Source organism: Myroides sp. LJL119, assembly GCF_054871605.1.
The window spans coordinates 327,753-346,565 of the sequence record NZ_JBTXLO010000002.1 but is presented as its reverse complement, the minus strand read 5'-3'; the positions used below and the strand labels follow the sequence as shown (position 1 = coordinate 346,565).

Here is an 18,813-nt window from a genome sequence, read left to right as displayed (position 1 = left end):
TACCCAGGTTAAACTTAGGCTGGATGTTTTATCTCTTTGCATCTTTGTTAACACACCACAACTAACGCAAAAAAAAAGGATTCCCATGGCCATGGGTTACAAGACCTTATTGGGATACACGCTGTTTTTATCCTTTACCCAAACTAAAGATAAGATAAATAAAAAACAATTATTTCCCGATAATATTCTTTCGGTATTCTATGCCCCATTCCCCCATTGCCTGGACAACTTTATTAAGGCTTTTACCATGCACTGTAAGTTCGTATTGGACCGTAATAGGCATGGTGTCCAAAACAGTTCGTTTGACAAGTTGGTTCATTTCCAAATCTTTTAGTTCTTTTGACAACACCTTTGGGGAAATGTCTTGAATGTGTCGTACTAAATCCATAAATCGAAATTTTCCGTTATTGTAAAGTGCCGCTATAATGACAAATTTCCATTTCCCGCTTAACAAGTCCTGTGTGTCTTTAACACCCTGAACTTGTAACCTACAAACCTGTGTGAGTTCTGATTTTTGTTTTTTCATAAGTGCAAAGTTACAAAACTAATTACTAATTAATCAACTACTTACCAAATAGAAACCACTTACCAAAAGGTAACAGGTGTATTTTTTGTAACTAGACTAGATATCTTTGTAATATAAATTTTTTAAACAATCACAATCATGAAAATAGCAGTAATCGGAACAACAGGATTTGTCGGAAAAAGTATCTCCGACGAGCTAGCGAGCCGTAACCACAGTGTTACAGGAATTTCAAGAAATATAACTAAAACAGATAAGTCTAACTTAAGTTATGTTTCAGCAGATATTACACAGGTTAATAAACTTGCAGAAATATTAAAGGGTAATGAGATTGTTGTCAGCGCTTTTAATGCCGGTTGGACTAATCCAAATCTTTATAATGACTTTCTTGCAGGGTCTAAGGCAATTCAAGAAGCTGTTAAACTTACAGGTGTTAAACGCTACATTGTCATTGGCGGGGCTGGTAGTTTGTATGTGGCTCCGGATATTCAAGCGGTTGACACGCCTGACTTTCCAAAAGAAATTTATGCAGGGGCCTTAGCAGCAAGGGATTATTACAACTTTTTGAAAGCAGAAAACGATATAGATTGGGTATTTTTCAGTCCTGCATTTGAAATGCATCAAGGCATTACTACAGGAAGAACAGGAAAATATCGTTTAGGAAACCACATGCCTGTTTTTGATGAAAATAACAGAAGTATTTTATCGGTAGAAGATCTAGCAGTTGTTATTGCAGATGAAATTGAAACACCCAAACACCACAAAACCAGATTTACAGCAGCTTATTAAGCCAGCGATATCAAAAATTATAAGTAAGTAATAGTCCCAGTTTTTAGGGACTATTATTTTGTATTCTAGCTCCCAAAAGCAAAGTAATTAAAAACCTTCACTTATTACCGGATTTAACCAGAGTTAAACCTGTTGATAATCTCATTACCTGTAAAAGTTAAGTAATAGGTGATTTTTAAAAAATTCTAAAATATAAAATAGATTACTTTTGAAGAAAATTTCTCATGCCTATGCAAGAAAAAAAAACATTGCTTATTTTATCAGATATCTTTGGAACCACAAATGCTACTTGGCTTAATTATTATATTAAAGAATTACAAACTGTGTTTCACATCGAGCTTTATGACAGTCTAAAGCTAGGAGGTATTTTTCAAGAAAACCTCACACAAGAAGATATTCACCACCAGTTTGTGACAAGTTCACTTCAAGTTGCTGTTACGCAATTATTAAATCAAGTTAAAAACCCCATAGATCTTATTGTTGGTTTTAGTATCGGAGGAACCATCGCTTGGAAAGCTGCCCTACAAGGATTAGAAATTCAAAAACTTTGTTTGGTATCATCCACTAGGATTCGTAAAGAACAAAAAAAACCAACTTGTCAAGTTATAGATTGTTTTTACGCAGATCTTGATCAAAATAAACCAGATAAAAACTGGTTTGATAAAATGCAGCCCGATTCTGTTACTTTTTTTAAAAAGCAAGGTCATTTATTTTATAAAGACCCTTATTATATTAAAATAATCTGCAAGTTTATTATCCAAAACTATGGGTAAGTTGATCTTAAAAAAATCTTTTTTTTTATTGCCCTGCTATTGAAATCCTTATAAATAACCTCTTTGGATAGCTAGGGCATTTCTAGCTGTTTTTTTAAAGTACTTACTTTTTGTTTTCTATGGCCTGATTTAACATAGTTTTCAACTCCAAAAACATCGCTTTGGTATCATTTTGAGTATTATCTTGTGGGTCAAATTCCTTAGTGGCTATACTACTGGCATATTCCCATATCTCTAAAATCTCCCAAGCTTGGATAGTAAAGGGTTTATAAAAACTATTATCAGAAACCAGTTTATAACTATCTACTGTTTCTTTATAAACTCGTTTGTAAACAATTCCGTGATTAGCCGTTACAATTACATAGGTTCTACCTTGTTTTATATCTCGTATACTCTCTAGATAACTACCTATGATAAAAGATCCCTCGCCATGCGGAGGCATCGAGTCTCCTTCAATGGGAAAAGCTCTGTACTTTCCATGCTTTAAAAACGGTATGGAGATTTGCTGTAAACTCTCTATATACTCTGGGTCGGAATAACCTGTTAGATAACCAGCTTGAGCCTTATGCGGAATAATTTCAATAAAGTTATCTCCGTTGGGATCCACCATAATAGGTAGCAAAATTCGATTATCCTCTAATTGAAGTAATTCTTGCATAGGAACCTTTCGAAGATCTACCGAAATCATCAAATCTACACTAATGTGAAAATAGCGACTAATACGCAATAATAAAGCAAGTGGAGGCTCAGAGGCTCCTTCCTCATATTTGGCATAACGAGCTCGAGTAATGGCCAATCCTTCGGCTACAATACGTTGAGAAATATCCCTTTGGGATCTTAAATAACGGATGTTATCAGATAGTAATGACATTTTGCTAATATTTATAGCATCAAATATACGCTTTTTAGATATGATTTGTAGTAAGTTTGTCCTAATATTTTTTTGTAATATGGAAAGAGCAATTGTACATTTAGATTTAGATAGTTTTTTTGTGTCTTGTGAACGGTTAAACAACTCTTGTTTACAAGGAATTCCTATAATTATTGGGGGAAAACAAAGAGGTGTGGTCTCTAGTTGTTCTTACGAGGCTAGGTATTTTGGGGTTCGCTCGGGTATGCCTATGAAAATGGCCAATATACTTTGTCCTCAGGCCAAAGTAATTCAAGGTGATATGCAACTTTATTCCAATATATCTGGGATGGTTACCGAGATTTTAATGGAAAAAGTCCCCATTTTAGAAAAAGCCAGTATTGATGAGTTTTACATGGACCTTAGTGGGATGGATAAATTTTTTGGTACCTATAAATGGACGCAAGAATTAGCTAAAAACCTACAAAAGCAAACCGGACTTCCCTTTAGTTATTCGTTATCGGTTAACAAAACGGTTTCTAAAATAGCCACTACCCAGTCTAAACCCAAAGGTTCTATTTTTTTACAACAAGCCCAGGTTCAACCTTTTTTAAACCCCCTATCTATTGGGAAAATTCCCATGATTGGTCAAGTTACCTTTAATACCCTAACGCGAATTGGAATAAAAAACATACAAACACTATCTGAGATGCCTGTAGAGATTTTGCGACAAATATTAGGGAAAAATGGAGTTGATATATGGAGAAAAGCCAATGGAATTGACACCTCTTTAGTTGAGCCGTATAAAGAGCAAAAAAGTATTTCAAAGGAGCATACCTTTGATACAGACACCATAGATATTCAAGGTATTAAAGCTCTTTTTTTAGGGATGGTCGAAAAACTAGCCTTTGAACTTAGAGATTCAAATTGGCTAACTAGTATAGTTACGGTAAAGATTCGATATTCCAATTTTGATACCCAAACCAAGCAATGTAAAATACCCTACACAAGTGCCGATCATACCCTGACAAGGGTGGTGTATGAATTATTTGACAAGCTCTATAATCGACGTATGCGATTGCGATTAATCGGTATACAATTCAGCGCCTTGGTAAGGGGGAACGATCAAATGAATTTATTTGAAGATACCCAACAAATCATGGCTTTATACAAAACGATGGATACCATGAAAAAACGCTTCGGAAACCAAATTATAGCACGCTGCTCTGGAGCGGTATTAAAAAGCAAAAATAAATATTTAAAGTAATTTGTTTTTATTGTTAGTATTATGTTTATCAACTCACATTCAACCCATAGTCTTCGATATGGAACTATAAGTCCAACCGAGCTGGTTAAAAAAGCCAAGGAACTAGGTATCTCAAGTCTGGCTTTAACCGATATAAACAATACCTCGGCCATGTATGAATTTATACAAGAGTGTAACAAACAATCTATCAAAGCAATTATAGGGGTTGACTTTAGGGATCAAGAATCTCAAAGGTATATCTGTTTGGCAAAAGATTGGCAAGCAATAGGTCAATTAAATCAAGTTATTTCTTTATTGAACCAAGATAAGGTCTGTTTAGATAACGCTTTGGCTAGTTTAAATAACTGCTATACTATTTTTCCTTTAAACAATATTCCATGCCAGTTACAAGACCATCATTATATAGGGATTACAAAAGATCAATTAAATTTCTTGTACCAAGAAAAATACAAAAACCTTATACACAAAATGGTTATACTACATCCGGTTAGTATACAGGATAAAAATCACTTAGAGCTTCACAGTATTTTAAGGGCCATAGATAACAATACCTTACTTTCGAGAATTAATAAAAACACCATAGCCCAAATACAACATTGTTTTATTGATCCCAGGGAATTGGAAAAATCCTTTGAGAATTACCCTATTATTGTGCAAAACACCCAAGAGATTATAGATAATTGTAATTTAGAATTTGAATTCAATCAACCCAGAAATAAAGCCAATTTTACCCATAGTAAACAATCCGATATGCAATTACTCTCTAAATTGTCTTACCAGGGAATGCATAGAATTTATGGAAAAAACAATCCAAAGGCCATAGAGCGTTTACAAAAAGAACTACAAGTAATTGACCAATTAAATTTCTGTGGTTATTTTTTAATAACATGGGATATAGTAAATTATAGTACATCCAGGGGATTTATGCATATTGGAAGAGGAAGTGGCGCCAATAGTATTGTAGGATATTGTTTGGGGATAACCAATGTTTGTCCTTTGGAGTTAAACCTATACTTTGAACGTTTTTTAAATGAAAATCGCAAATCTCCTCCTGATTTCGATATCGATTGGTCTTGGGATCAAAGAGATGAGATTCTACATTATATTTTCAATAAATATGGTTCAAACCACGTAGCTTTCTGCGGGGCTATCTCTAGATTTAAATACCGATCTGTTATCCGAGAGATTGGCAAAGTATACGGACTTTGTAAAACGGAATTAGATGAATTAACTCATAATCCAGTTCAAAATCATCCTAAAAATGCCATAACAAAAAAAGTTCATCTATATGGTCAAATGCTCGAGGGGTTTCCAAACCGAAGAACCATGCATCCTTGTGGAGTAATAATAAGTCAAGAGCCGATTTACAATTACACCGCTTTGGATTATCCTCCCAAGGGCTTTGCTGTAGCTCAGTTTGATATGCACACCGCGGTGGATATTGGTTTTGAAAAATTTGACATTCTATCTCAAAGAGGTATAGGTCATATTAAAGAAGCTACTCAGCTTATCTTAGAGAATAAAAACATTCAGATAAACATACAAGATATCAGTTTATCTAAAGATCACCCCAAAAGCAACCTAGCTCTTGAATCGGGTAACACAATTGGTTGTTTTTACATTGAGAGCCCAGCCATGCGAGGTTTATTAAAAAGACTCAAATGCGATAATTATCAAACCCTTGTGGCTGCCTCTTCCATTATTCGACCAGGGGTGGCTCAAAGTGGTATGATGCAAGAATACATCTTCCGACATAACAACCCCGATAAGTTTGATTATTTTCATCCAGTTTTTGAAAAAGAGTTACACCAAACCTATGGTATAATGGTATATCAAGAAGATGTTATTAAAATTGCCATGGGATACGCTGGGCTCCCACCAAGTGATGGGGATTTACTTCGCAGAGCAATGAGTGGGAAAACAAGATGCAAAAATGCCATTAACCAAATCAAAGAACGCTTCTTTGATTTATGTAAACAAAAAGGACATCCAAAACAAGTTAGTCAAGAAATTTACAGACAAATAGAGTCCTTTGCTGGCTATTCGTTTTGCAAAGCCCACTCGGCTTCTTACGCCGTGGAGAGCTATCAAAGCCTATATTTAAAGGTACATTACCCCTTGGAGTTTATAACCGCGGTTATAAACAACCAAGGAGGATTTTATCGCACCGAGGTTTATATTCACGAGGCCAAGATGGCCAAAGCAACCATACACACTCCATGTATTAACAATAGTCTAATTACAACCACTTTAAAACAAAAAGATCTCTACCTAGGGTTTATGTTTATACAGGGATTAAATCAAGAGCTCGCTCAAAGAATCATAACCCAACGAGAATTAAATGGGCCTTATAAAAGTCTAGAGGATTTTGTGTATCGGATCAACATTGGTATGGAGTCTTTACAAAACCTAATATTTGTAGGGTCTTTTAAGTGTTTTGGTAAACAAAAAAGTGAGTTACTTATCACAGCGCGTTTACTTTTAAGTAAATCTACTTATCCCAGCCAACCCACTTTATTACAACAGCCCATAGCCACTTACAATTTCCCTAAACTTCAAAGAAGTCTATTAGAGGACGCCTTTGATGAGTTAGAACTACTTGGTTTCTGTGTAAGTTGTAGCGTTTTTGACCTATTAAAAACCTCTTACAAAGGAGATGTTATGGCCGATAAATTAAATGATTATCATTTAAAAACTGTGCGTATGTTAGGTTATTTAATCGCTAAAAAACATGTTCCAACCAGCGCTGGGACCATGTATTTTGGTACTTGGATTGACGCCCAGGGTAATTATTTTGATACCGTTCACTTTCCAGACTCTTTAAAGCAGTATCCCTTTAACACACCAGGGTGCTATCTTTTACTGGCTCAGGTACAAATTGAATATCACCACCCTACCCTACGAGTTATAAAAATGGCTAAAATGCCTTTTATTACAGATCCTAGGTTCCATGATAAAGACCAAGAAAACCAAAAAGCTTTAAACAACTTTAAGACGGATTTATCCAATACTAACCGGGCACCTTACCCAAAAGCTAGTGAAATTAATTTACCCAGATATAGTTTAAAACAAAAATAAAAATTCGCTAATAAAGCTTTTTTTAACACCTACCATCTATCTGCATTTATGCTTTATTTTCTCTAGGTCTAGATAACATATGGACATCATTAAGATTAGTTTTGGTTTTTTTTTTCAAAAAAGCTTAAACTAATTTATTAGAATTAATAATAAAGCACCACTTAGATACTTAAATGAAAAAAAAAACGCTTATTTATGTAACAGATCCACTAAAAAGTGTACTAATAACTAAAACACCTAGTTATACATGATACAAAAACTACTTGTTTCTCTTGAAAACAAAAGAAGAAATCGCAGTGCTGATAAAACCCTGAGCACTGCCCTTGTTATTTTTAAATGGATATCTATTATTTATTTTGGATTGTGCTTTTTATCCCTTGGATTAGCAGGCTATGCAATTATAGAGAAACTGGACTTAAACATGGGGTCTCCCCTACAGGTGGTAAGTAGATTTTTTATCTATTACGTAGTTTTGGAACTTGTAATGCGAATTACCTTACAAAAGCTACCAACGGCCAATATTCAGCCTTTACTTGTTTTACCTATTGCAAAAACAAAAATTGTGAATTTCTATATTGGTTCTTCTTTTATAAGCGCCTTTAACTTTGTACAATTACTATTTCTAATACCCTTTGTTGGATTTTGCCTTTACAAAGGACTAGATCCTTTTTCTACCATTTCCTGGGCCATAGGGGTTTACTTAATTATTTGTAGCCTACATTTTATCCATATTTTAATCGAATCCTATAAGTCGATTTTCTTTATTGTGGTGGCCTGTTTTGGTATTTTAGGTGCCATTCAGTATTTCCAAATCCTAGATATCACTACCTATACCCAATATCTTTTATATGGAATCTATCAAATCCCATGGCTTGTGGTAATTTATATTGCAATCTTAATAGGTTTAATAAAACTAACTAAGACGTATTATCTTAATCGTATGAATTTAGATGAGCTTTTACAGGTAAAGATTGAAAAAGCTTCAAATTTAAAGATGGATTTCTTGGATCATTTTGGTACCTATTCTAGCTTTTTAAAAAATGACATTCTACTGATAATCAGAAATAAAAGAGCTCGCACAACGGTATTTATGAGCTTATTGTTTATGTTCTATGGTTTTTTAATTCTAAGGCCTAATGCCAGTGGAGAATATCCGGCTTTTATGTTGATTTTTGTGGCCTTTTTTGTCTCAGGAGGCTTTTTAATGATGTTTGGTCAGTATGTTCCAAGTTGGGATTCTTCGTATTATAGCTTTATGATGACCCAAAACATTACCTATAAAAATTATTTAAAGTCCAAATGGCTTATCATTTGCATGGGAACCTGTATCTCCATGCTAGGTTGTCTTTTGTATATAAATACAAGTATGGAGCTGGTTTATTTAATCCTAGCAACAGGTGTTTTCAATATTGGTATCAACGCTTATATTGTTCTATGGGGCGGCGCTTTTTTAAAATCTCCTGTGGATTTAACGGCTAATAAAAATGTATTTGGCGATAAAAATGCCTTTAATCTAAAGGTTATGCTTATTTCTTTACCCAAGTTAATTCTACCCTTTATTATTTACTATATCGGAGATATTATTATGGGATTTTGGGCAGGCCTAGGTCTTTTAACCCTAACAGGTTTAATAGGTATATTCTTTCAAAACGCAGCCTTTAAACGAATTGAAAAACTATATAAAAAAGAGAAATACAGTACAATACAAGCTTTTAAATCTAAGTAAGAAATAATCATGATAACAGTAGATAATTTACAGAAAGTATATAATAACCAAACGGTATTAAACATTCCCTATTTAGAAATTCCTCAAGGGCAAAGCCTGGGGTTAGTGGGTAATAACGGGGCAGGAAAAACTACTTTTTTCAGTCTTTTATTAGACCTTATTTCTCCAAGCCAAGGAAGTATTACAAATTTGGGCTATGTGGTAAACAAAAGTGAACAGTGGAAACCCTACACAGGATCGTTCTTTGATGATTCATTTTTAATTGGATACCTTACTCCGGAGGAGTATTTTAATTTTGTTGGTGAATTAAGAAACATGACAAAACAACAGGTAGAACAATACTTACAAGAGTTTGAAAGTTTTTTTAACCATGAAATCTTAAATCAAAAAAAATACTTACGTGATTTTTCTAAGGGGAATCAAAAAAAGGTAGGCATTGTTGCCGCCTTTATGGGAGATCCCAAAGTAGTGATATTAGACGAGCCTTTTGCTAATCTAGATCCAACTACCCAACATCGATTAAAAGAATTGGTTAAAAACAAAATGCAAAACAAGCAAATTACCATCATTATCTCTAGCCATGACTTACAACACACCTATGAGGTTTCACACCGTATTATTACACTAGAGAAAGGACAAATTAAAAACGATGTAATGACAAATGAAATAACCTTTGACCATTTACAAAGCTCTTTTGAAATTATTTAACTATATTAGGTAGTAATATAACTTGAAAAACTTATGAAAAAGATTATTTCCCTGTGTTTTTTGCTCTCTACCTTTAGCATATGGGCTCAAGACAAACAAGATTCACTTACTAATGTAACTAGATACATTTACCAAAGTAAAGTACTTACTGATAAAACACAACCAGATAAGTTCTCTCATGGGGTAGCTGTACTAGATATTAGTGAAAAAGGTAGCGTGTTTGCGGACAAGGATCACATAAAAAGAAAACAAGGAATCAAAGCCGTTAGCAAAAAGAATTTTAGTCAAGAAAATCATAGGGAAAATCTTATGGGATTAATAGGTGCTACTCACCCTGTATTTTCTTGGCATGTTGTAAATACGCAAGACATCAATCAATTATATGTAACATTAGACTTTAAAAATTATTGTCTTACACAACCAAAACAAGAACTGATCTGGGAAATTGACCCAACTTTGTTAGATTGGCATGGATATACAGTTCAAAAGGCTACTACAAATTATGGTGGACGAGTTTGGTATGCTTTATTTACAGCACAAATTCCTGCCAATAGTGGTCCGTATTTATTTAACAATCTACCTGGTTTGGTAGTTAAGGCATATGATAGTGAGAATCACTACGAATTTGAACTACTATATAGTGAAACAAACCTAGTGGATTTTGAAGAATTAACTCCAAAGAAGTACACGGAGGTCAATTATGAGGAATTCAAAAAATTACAAAAAATCTATTATAATAAATCTTTTTTTGATTCTCTTGTGGAATTACACCCAAAAAATGCAGAATACGCCGATCAACATCCACCTAGCAATAAAGTTAAAAGAAAAACCTGGGGAAATCCAATTGATAGAAATTATTAATAAAATATAAAAACACAGATCAAATACAGCTAGGGGTTTATAAGCCCAACAAGTCAATGGATTCTGTAGTTAGAAAGTAAATCTATAATTCTTGGAGGTTCCTAGTCTAAGGAACTTCCTAAAAACAAAACAAGGCCCTTATAGCCTTGTTTTTTTTTCCCTTTAAAAAAGGGCACCCAACCTAAATATGAAATTATTAATTATACCGTTGTTTCTTTGGTATAACATTGTTTTAAAAACTCCGTGAAACTCGGGGCTACCTTTACAAAATAAGTCTTTTTCAACGCATTAAAAATAGCCTCATGCTCCGGGGTATTACTAGACAAAAAAGTATCTTTGGTTATATGGTAAGTATCGTAAAGCTCTTGCAATGCCTTTTGATGGTAATCACCGGAAAATTTTTGCGGTCCATTTACATTATTATAATAATAGTAAACACTTCCAAATTCTTGTGGATCTAGACTCAAGCATATCATATCATCGTGATTTCTACCATTGCAACTGGCTATACTAAGCATATTATCAGGCATAATATTCAAATAAGCATGCAAATAGTTATTACTTGAAGTTAGTTCAAACAAATCCCAATTCTCCACCTTGTCTTTATCCATTAATTCATTTAGCCACACGGCGGAAAAACTATATAAACTAGGAGAAATCACATCCGAGCTATCCGCAGCTTTTTCTAATATAGTATCAAAACAAACTTGTTTATAATCAAGCTGTGAATCACTAAGATCAATAATCCCGGGACTAACAAAACCACCGTTGGCTTTAAGCAAAAAATCTTTGTAGTCTTGTGGCAAATCTTTAAATCCAAACATTTGGTCTAGAACCTGTATTTGCTGATCTAACATTTGATTGTTTAAATCAGGAAACGAATATAATAGCTTCATAAAAATCCTTATTTATCTTACTACAATATACAAAATTTAACTAATTAACCGAATTAAAAACACCACATTTTAATAAACAACACTAATTTTCTACTTATTTAAAACTTATTTAGAGTAATGCACTAGTTTAAAATATATCTATTTTCTATGTATTTACGCCATATCCAACCCATGATAAGGCTTTAATTCCCTAGGAAAAATCAACTTTTTAATTCCCAGAGAAAACCCGGCTAATTAACACCACCTGACAAGGCATTTTTTAAGTAAATTGTATTTAACAAATAATCAATATAAAATCAATAAAAAATAATTAATACATTTCTTTTAACATAAAATAACATTTTTAAATCATTTATATTTCAATAAAAACAACTTTTAAATTGTTTTTAAGATCTAAATAAAAAATAAATAGTATGGGGTAAATCTCCTTAAAGGTTTTATTTAATAGTAACTAATCAAACACATTAAAAGTTAGGCTAATTAAACAAACAAATCATTTTTTCTTTCATTTTTTAATAATACAAAGATATAAGCATTATATGCTTTGTAGAATCACCAATTAAGCCTTCAAAAGGGACTGTATTACAGGGTGTAATACAGTCCCTTTATCCTTAAAACACTTACTTGTTTGCCTATTTTTATAGGTAACTACTTTGTAAAATAATTTACATTATCTAAGACTAGCACAAAAATAAAGATTTTAGGCTATAATATTCAAGATTAGTGCTACTACAAAACCCAATGTAGCGTTAAATTTGCATTGCTTTAAAAAACTTAACTCGCTAAAAACAAGTGTTTTTACATCTAATAACAACCAAAAACACCAAATTAGCACACCAATTTCCCTAAAGGTGTATTTTAGTAGAGAAAAGTGACATTTAAGTGTCTAATTATGACTTTTTTAGACTATTTTTGTATTAACATTTTTATTTAAAATTTATGAGAACTGCTTTTAAAAATTTCTTGTTTTTATTGGTGAGTACTTGCATTATGAGTGTTTTATTAAGCGCCTGTAAGCAAAAGAACCAACAAGTTTTGCCCTTGGATTCAAAAATCACTGTTACCGATAGCCGCGGTAAAGAAATAACCATGGATCATCCAAGTAAACGCCTAGCGGTTCTCTTTACTCCTTTTGTTGAGCAGATTTACATGCTACAGGCTCAAGATAAATTAATTGGAATTCCCTTAGAAACTTATACACAAACAGATATTTATAATTTTTTATCCAATCTTGATCCTCGAATTAAAAACAAACAAATACCCACTCCAACTATAAACGGGAGAGCAATTAATGTGGAATCGGTTGTAGCTTTAAATCCCGATTTAATTGTTTTAATGCAACAGGAACAAAACACGGTGGATCACTTAGAGTCTTTAGGTTATAAAGTATTTACCGTAGATGGATCCAATCAGGAATCCTTAGTTGATGAGTTTCTTGGAGTAGCTAGTTTACTTGGCAAGCAACAAAGGGCTGAAACACTAATTGATTACTACAACACAGAAAAACAAGCTCTTTTACAAAGAGCCCAAAAAATACCAGAGGATCAAAAAAAGAGTATTTATTATAGTTGGAGTAAAGGAAGAGTACTATCCACATCGGGTAAAGGCTCTTTAATGGACTATGTGATTACTAGCGCTGGAGCCATAAATGCTTGTCCATTTAACGTGGATGCACCAAATATAAACCCAGAGACCTTATACAAGTGGAATCCAGATATGATGGTTTTGTGGAACACACCAATTTCGGATGTGTATTCTTTAAGTGAACTGGCTAATCTACCGTTAGTTAAAAACAGGCAAGTATATCAGCTCTCTCCGGCGTTTTATTATAACCCACATACCATTAAGATTGTACTTTTTAGCAAGCAACTCCAAGCTTGGTGTTACCCAGAGATTTATCCTGAAAAGCAGTTTCAAGCCGAATTACAACAAGCTCTTGAATTATTCTACCCCGGTTACAAACAATAATCATATACAAAGGAATTTCAACACTTAAAAAGCCTTGCTTGAAAAAGAGCTCTGTTTTTTAAACATCAAAGGCTTTTATATATTTTTCACCATACATTTTTAACCTATGAACAAAGTTCTATCAAATTATCTAATAGTAGTTATTTGCTGCTTATTTAGCTTTTTCACCTATGGGCAAAGCAAGGCTTTTTTTCAAGCCAAAGTGGTAGATCAAGATAACAATTCCTTGGCCTTGGCCGATGTAATTGTGGCCAATCAACTGGTTTTACAAACCAATAACAAAGGAGAGTTTTTTATTGAAAAAGCCATAGAATTACCCTTTGTTATACAAATTAGCCTACCTAGTTATGAAAATAAATATTTACAAATTACAAAGGATAACTTAAATAGGATTAATAATTCCAACATTATATTACAAAACCAAATACAAGAATTACAAGAAGTGCTGGTAACCATAGAAAGGGATAACTCGTATTTGAGTAATTCGGCAGTATTATCTGGAAAGTATTCCGGTACTTTAAAAGACCTACCTCAATCGGTTTCTTTAGTTTCTAGTGAGTTAATGCAAGACAAACAGGCCTTCCAATTAAGCGATATTACCCAAGACCTTGCCGGGGTAACCCAAGCCTCTTCTTATGATGAGTTTGTAATCAGAGGGTTTAAAAGTGGCTATGATACAGGGTACCGCTTGATTAATGGTATGCGCTCTGCTTATGGTTTTGGGGAGAGTTACTACCGATCTCCTTTGATTCTTAACCTAGAGAGTATAGAGGTGTTAAAAGGTCCAGGGGCATCGCTTTTTGGTGATATCGCCCCAGGGGGAACCATTAATATGATCACAAAAAAACCACAGGAAGAATTTGGCGGTAACATACAAGTGGCTGGGGGAAGTTTTCAAACCATACGAACTAGTTTAGATATTACAGGTGCGTTAAGTAAAGATAAAAAGGCACTATACCGCCTTAATACAGGTTATGAAACCTCCAAAACATTTCGCGATATAAACAACCGAGAAAACTTTCTATTTGCACCCTCCTTTGTATTTAAACCCTTTGAGACTACAAAGCTAGAAATAGACATGGTTTTTGATAAGTTCAACGGATATTTAGACCGAGGAATGAGTATTTTATCAGACCAACTATACGCCTTACCACGTAGTTTCACACTAAGTCAACCTTCGGATTATTTTAGAACAAAAACCATCACTTTAAGCGCTGGTTTGAGTCAAAGAATTACCCCAGATTTAAATTTCCATGTAAATTATATGCAATCAAGCTACCAGGAGGATTTAAACGAACACAGAACATTAAATTCCTTTGCTAATCCACCTGCTAATACGATTGTAAACCTGCGTTTTTTTGACCGACATGGTAAAGAGTACACCAATAATTTAGTTTCGTATTTAAAATGGGATCTTTATTCGGACAACATACAAAATCACGCCATTGTTGCCGTTGATTATGCTAGTTACAAACCCGATAAGAATAGTTATCAAAGAGAGGCCAGAAGTCAGCGAATTGACGGGCAAATAGTACCTCTTACTTTTAATCTAGAAGATCCAATTTATCAAGGAGCGGATTTAAGCAACTACATCTGGAGAGACAATTCAAAATACCCGTTTATGAGTCCTTATCAAAGTACAGGGATTTATATGCAAAATCAATTTAATTACAAACACCGCTTGAAGGTTCTTTTGGGCTTACGCTATGAGAACCACCAAAGTGAATCCACCGATACGCCAATTATTTACAAAGCTCACCAAAACGTATGGCTACCAAAGCTAGGTCTTACCTATACGGTGGATCCAAATATCAATGTTTTTGCAAGCTATTCCAAAGGATATGTACCAATTGCAGCTAACTTTGTGGTAGATTATAAATCCTATGGAAGCGACAAGCCCTTTAAGTCCGAGTCAAGTTTCCAAGTAGAGACAGGTGTAAAGTCAACGTTTTTCAAAGAACAGCTACAAATGGATTTAGCTGTATTTCATATCGCTAGAGAGAATATGTTAATGCAAACCGGTATCGTTGGAGACTCAGGTCTTCCCCACTATCGTCAAGCTGGTAAGGTAATCTCCCAAGGGGTAGAATTAGATGTACGAGGTCAGTTCTCTAAGGCTTTGCAAATCATGGCCAATTACACCTATAACAACACCCAGGTTAAAAACTCCTCTAATTCAAGTGAAGATGGTCAGCCACTGGCTGGAGCACCTAAAAACTCGGCTAACCTATGGATTAAATACACCTTGTTAAATACCAAATTTAAAGGTTTGGGGGTAGGCTTAGGAGGCTACTACGTAGACCAAAGAAGGCTTAATGATAGTTTTGAGAAAGATTCCCAAGGCAATACCATATGGGGATATCTACCTAGTTACACAACTTTTAACGCGGCGATGTATTACCAAAAAGATCAATTAAAATTAAGTGTAAACTTAAATAACATCTTTGATAAATATTACTTTTTAGGAGGCTTTGACTATACCCGAGTTTTTGCAGGATCACCAAGAAACATTACCGTTAATGTAAGCTATCATTTTTAAATGATTTCTCTTTAAGTGTGTTTTTTAAAACACCTAGCAAACTAAAAATACAATAAACGACTGTAATTATATTTTATTACAGTCGTTTATTATTATAACTTAAATTCACCTAAAAGTAAATTACCTTGTTATCTAATTAAATTAGCTTGTTATCTAATCTAATAGAGTTTATAAAGTAGGTTTGTCAGATTGTTATACAAACAAAACGCAAAACTATATAAGACTAATAAAACCATCAAGTACTTAGTAGTTTTTTAATTAATCTTTGCTAAAATCATATCTAAAGCCTTTGCTTTTTTTAAATCAAACTTGTTTTTTTTTTAACCCTTACTTAAGGGGAGACTCCTAAACCAGGATCTTTAAGGCCGCAATACAAAAAAAGCCTCTGATCTAAAAATACGCCTTTTAATTAGACACCTTGGTAATACATCGTTTGATTTTAAATAACAAAATCAAGCTCTAAAAACAAAGGATTTACTCTTACTAGTCTTTTTTTACCCCTAAGGTTTATACATACCAAAAACAACTAGTTGTTACCTTTTTACTCATGCTGAAGTAATTTTTACATTTACCTTTTAACCCTTTGGAATTCAAGCAAAAAAAAACAGTTGTAAAGCAAGGGCTAAACAACTGTTTTTAAAAGTTTGTAAAAGGGTATGTTTAATAATTTACCTACAAACAAGCTTGTTATTCCATGTTAAGTGTTTTAAAAAGCGTAAATACGAACTTGTACACGATTTTCTATTGTCTTTCTGCTTTTTTTTGTAGAGCATTTTTTGCTCTATTTAACAAGAATACTTGTCCCCTTTAGGTAATTTTCTTAGTCAATTGCTTTAAAGAACAAATCTTTAAAATAACAATTGTGCTTAATAAATTTAATAAGTCTTATTTAGGTAGACTCTATTAAATATAAAGATTCATGCAACTCGGGCTTTTGCTTTATATATGCTTTAGCCCAATTAATCAACTTTTCTAGTTCATAGGGTAAAAGGTTACGTATTGCCTTTTTTAATTCTTTTTGAAATAGTATTGGATCAAAGCTTACATTTTCCAATACCGTTTTCACATAATCAAACATAGCACGTGTATTCATAATTCTTAAAGATTATATTTAACCTATAAACAAACATAACAAAAAAAATAGTTCTACAAAAAAACATTAACTTTTTATTAATCAAAATTACATATTTTTACATATTGTATTTTTATTTCTTAAAATTTATATTATATAAGCATATATTGTTTATTTTTTGTGTTTTTTACAATAAAACACACCGGGGTATCTTTACTTTGAGAGAACCTCTAGTGGCTTTAATACCAAAAAAAGAAAAAAACACACATCGAGTAGCTAACTAAAGAATGTAGCTTATAAAAAAATTGTTGGGAAAGATTTTAAATAAGTCAAAAAAAAAGCTGCAACAAAAATGTTACAGCTCAAAGACTTACTTAAAAGTTCTAATATAATTCAATTAAATCTAATGATTGTTTTAATTCAGGTTTACCTTTAACATAACCACTAACCCAATGTCCTAATTGTTCTACATCATAGGGTAATAAATTCTTTAAAGCCTTGTCTAATTCTTTGTAGAATAATTTTGGATCAAAGCTGACATTCACTAAAACTGTCTTTGCAAAATCAAACATAAAACGTGTTCGCATAGCATTGTTTTTTATATTTCACTTAGGTAAACATAGTAATTAAAAAATACATTCTGGGTGTTTTTAAAGTAATTTAATAGTTTTTTAGCATTACAAGACTCTTTTAAAATTCAATAACCTTGACTTAACATTAATAAAACATTTCCCTTAAAAATATTACGTAAATAGTAAAATTTAATCATAAATATTCGTTTTTCACCACTTTTTAACTAAAACACTAACGCAACACCCTTACTGCGTTAATAAAATATTAACATTATCATCTGTAATTACTACCACCCTATTATTTATTGATAAAGAATTAATTTTTTTACAACAGGATATATAAAATAATTCGTAATTTGTTACTGTATATCTTTTACATTAAAAGCCTATACTTTATTAAACAATAAAAAAGCGCAAACCATAGATTTACTTTAATACCTTTTTACCCTATGCTAAAGAACATTAACTGGGCCAGAGTTGGAATTGTAGTGTGTACAATTGTTTTTTTAATTACAGCAGTAACTTTTGAAATCTTCGAATTAGGCTCCCTCCCAGCGCAGTTCTTCGGAACATTACTTGGTGTGGTAATTACAGCAATTATTACCGTATTGCTACTACAAGGGCAAACTAAAAGTGAATTAGAGAGAGAGCGAAATCTAAGAGTCTTTATAAAAAAGCAAAAAGTATTTTTTCAGTTTTTAACCCAATTAAATATTCTTTTACAAAAAGAAAACCTTCCATTACATCTAAGTCAAGATAAATCCATGGATAGGGAGGTTATAAACCTACAAGACCTTTTATTTGAAATAGGTTTTTTACAAATGCATACCTCCGATGCTACCTACAACCAGATATTGGACCTGGTTGGTAATTTACTCTCGGAAAGCAAAAAGTTAAAACAAGTACCACAAAGAACACAAAGTGATTTAGAGGCCTATTATGACAACATCTCGGTTGACTTTTTTCATATAGTAAGTCTTTTAAAAAGTGAACTCTACGCTCAGGCGCCAACCCAGGTGGATAAAGAAAAATTAAACCGTATTATCAACCTATCATTTTAACCCAGCAAACCAGCTCTTGTTACCTTTGGAGCTAGTTTTTAGTGAACCGCCCATTAAAAAAGCCAGTCTTAAAACAAAATAATAAGTAGAAAAACACTAGTTTTTACTACTAAACTGCCCATGGATGTGT

Annotated in this window: 15 protein-coding genes; 10 read left to right on the top strand and 5 right to left on the bottom strand. The window is 33.1% G+C overall.

All coding sequences use genetic code 11. The annotated features are described in order from the left end of the window. Positions 1–169: 169 nt before the first annotated feature. The gene (locus ACYSNV_RS04435; protein ID WP_461761359.1) at positions 170–526 is read right to left on the bottom strand and encodes a winged helix-turn-helix transcriptional regulator; all 357 of its coding nucleotides are present in this window, start codon (positions 524–526) and stop codon (positions 170–172) included. A gap of 138 nt (positions 527–664) precedes the next feature. On the opposite strand from ACYSNV_RS04435, the gene ACYSNV_RS04430 reads away from it, so the two are divergent. Then, on the top strand, positions 665–1,312 hold the full coding sequence (locus tag ACYSNV_RS04430) for an NAD(P)-dependent oxidoreductase (RefSeq protein WP_461761358.1): 648 nt from the start codon (positions 665–667) through the stop codon (positions 1,310–1,312). Between the two features lie 230 nt (positions 1,313–1,542). Next, positions 1,543–2,085, top strand: coding sequence for a hypothetical protein (locus ACYSNV_RS04425; protein ID WP_461761357.1), 543 nt, complete (start codon positions 1,543–1,545; stop codon positions 2,083–2,085). Positions 2,086–2,188: 103 nt separating this feature from the next. On the opposite strand, the gene ACYSNV_RS04420 is transcribed toward ACYSNV_RS04425, so the two are convergent. Beyond that, positions 2,189–2,956 (bottom strand): XRE family transcriptional regulator, encoded by a 768-nt coding sequence (locus ACYSNV_RS04420; RefSeq protein WP_461761356.1) that lies wholly within the window; start codon positions 2,954–2,956, stop codon positions 2,189–2,191. Positions 2,957–3,035: 79 nt separating this feature from the next. Here ACYSNV_RS04420 and dinB point away from each other — a divergent pair, with 79 nt between their 5' ends. From dinB to ACYSNV_RS04395, 5 genes are all read left to right on the top strand, one after another. Continuing rightward, entirely contained in the window at positions 3,036–4,202 is a 1,167-nt protein-coding gene (gene dinB, locus ACYSNV_RS04415; RefSeq protein WP_461761355.1) for a DNA polymerase IV, read from the top strand. A gap of 21 nt (positions 4,203–4,223) precedes the next feature. Next, positions 4,224–7,280, top strand: coding sequence for a DNA polymerase III subunit alpha (locus tag ACYSNV_RS04410; RefSeq protein WP_461761354.1), 3,057 nt, complete (start codon positions 4,224–4,226; stop codon positions 7,278–7,280). A 247-nt stretch (positions 7,281–7,527) separates the two neighbouring features. Continuing rightward, on the top strand, positions 7,528–9,006 hold the full coding sequence (locus tag ACYSNV_RS04405; protein WP_461761353.1) for a DUF5687 family protein: 1,479 nt from the start codon (positions 7,528–7,530) through the stop codon (positions 9,004–9,006). Between the two features lie 9 nt (positions 9,007–9,015). Beyond that, positions 9,016–9,714, top strand: coding sequence for an ABC transporter ATP-binding protein (locus ACYSNV_RS04400; protein WP_461761352.1), 699 nt, complete (start codon positions 9,016–9,018; stop codon positions 9,712–9,714). A gap of 33 nt (positions 9,715–9,747) precedes the next feature. Continuing rightward, the gene (locus ACYSNV_RS04395) at positions 9,748–10,575 is read left to right on the top strand and encodes a GLPGLI family protein (protein ID WP_461761351.1); all 828 of its coding nucleotides are present in this window, start codon (positions 9,748–9,750) and stop codon (positions 10,573–10,575) included. Positions 10,576–10,775: 200 nt separating this feature from the next. Here the strand turns inward: ACYSNV_RS04395 and ACYSNV_RS04390 are convergent, their stop codons facing one another. After that, a complete protein-coding gene (locus ACYSNV_RS04390) occupies positions 10,776–11,471 on the bottom strand; it encodes an SMI1/KNR4 family protein (RefSeq protein ID WP_461761350.1) in 696 nt (231 codons plus the stop codon). A gap of 990 nt (positions 11,472–12,461) precedes the next feature. Here ACYSNV_RS04390 and ACYSNV_RS04385 point away from each other — a divergent pair. Continuing rightward, positions 12,462–13,439: an ABC transporter substrate-binding protein gene (locus ACYSNV_RS04385; RefSeq protein WP_461761349.1), complete on the top strand. Its 978-nt coding sequence runs from the start codon at positions 12,462–12,464 to the stop codon at positions 13,437–13,439. 106 nt (positions 13,440–13,545) lie between these two features. Beyond that, positions 13,546–15,978, top strand: coding sequence for a TonB-dependent siderophore receptor (locus tag ACYSNV_RS04380; RefSeq protein WP_461761348.1), 2,433 nt, complete (start codon positions 13,546–13,548; stop codon positions 15,976–15,978). An 889-nt stretch (positions 15,979–16,867) separates the two neighbouring features. On the opposite strand, the gene ACYSNV_RS04375 is transcribed toward ACYSNV_RS04380, so the two are convergent. Both ACYSNV_RS04375 and ACYSNV_RS04370 read right to left on the bottom strand, forming a co-directional pair. Further along, a complete protein-coding gene (locus ACYSNV_RS04375; RefSeq protein ID WP_461761347.1) occupies positions 16,868–17,071 on the bottom strand; it encodes a hypothetical protein in 204 nt (67 codons plus the stop codon). A 362-nt stretch (positions 17,072–17,433) separates the two neighbouring features. Then, a complete protein-coding gene (locus tag ACYSNV_RS04370) occupies positions 17,434–17,637 on the bottom strand; it encodes a hypothetical protein (RefSeq protein ID WP_461761346.1) in 204 nt (67 codons plus the stop codon). Between the two features lie 434 nt (positions 17,638–18,071). Here ACYSNV_RS04370 and ACYSNV_RS04365 point away from each other — a divergent pair, with 434 nt between their 5' ends. Beyond that, complete coding sequence (locus ACYSNV_RS04365) at positions 18,072–18,683, top strand: hypothetical protein (RefSeq protein ID WP_461761345.1); 612 nt, start codon at positions 18,072–18,074, stop codon at positions 18,681–18,683. The last annotated feature ends 130 nt before the right edge of the window (positions 18,684–18,813 follow it).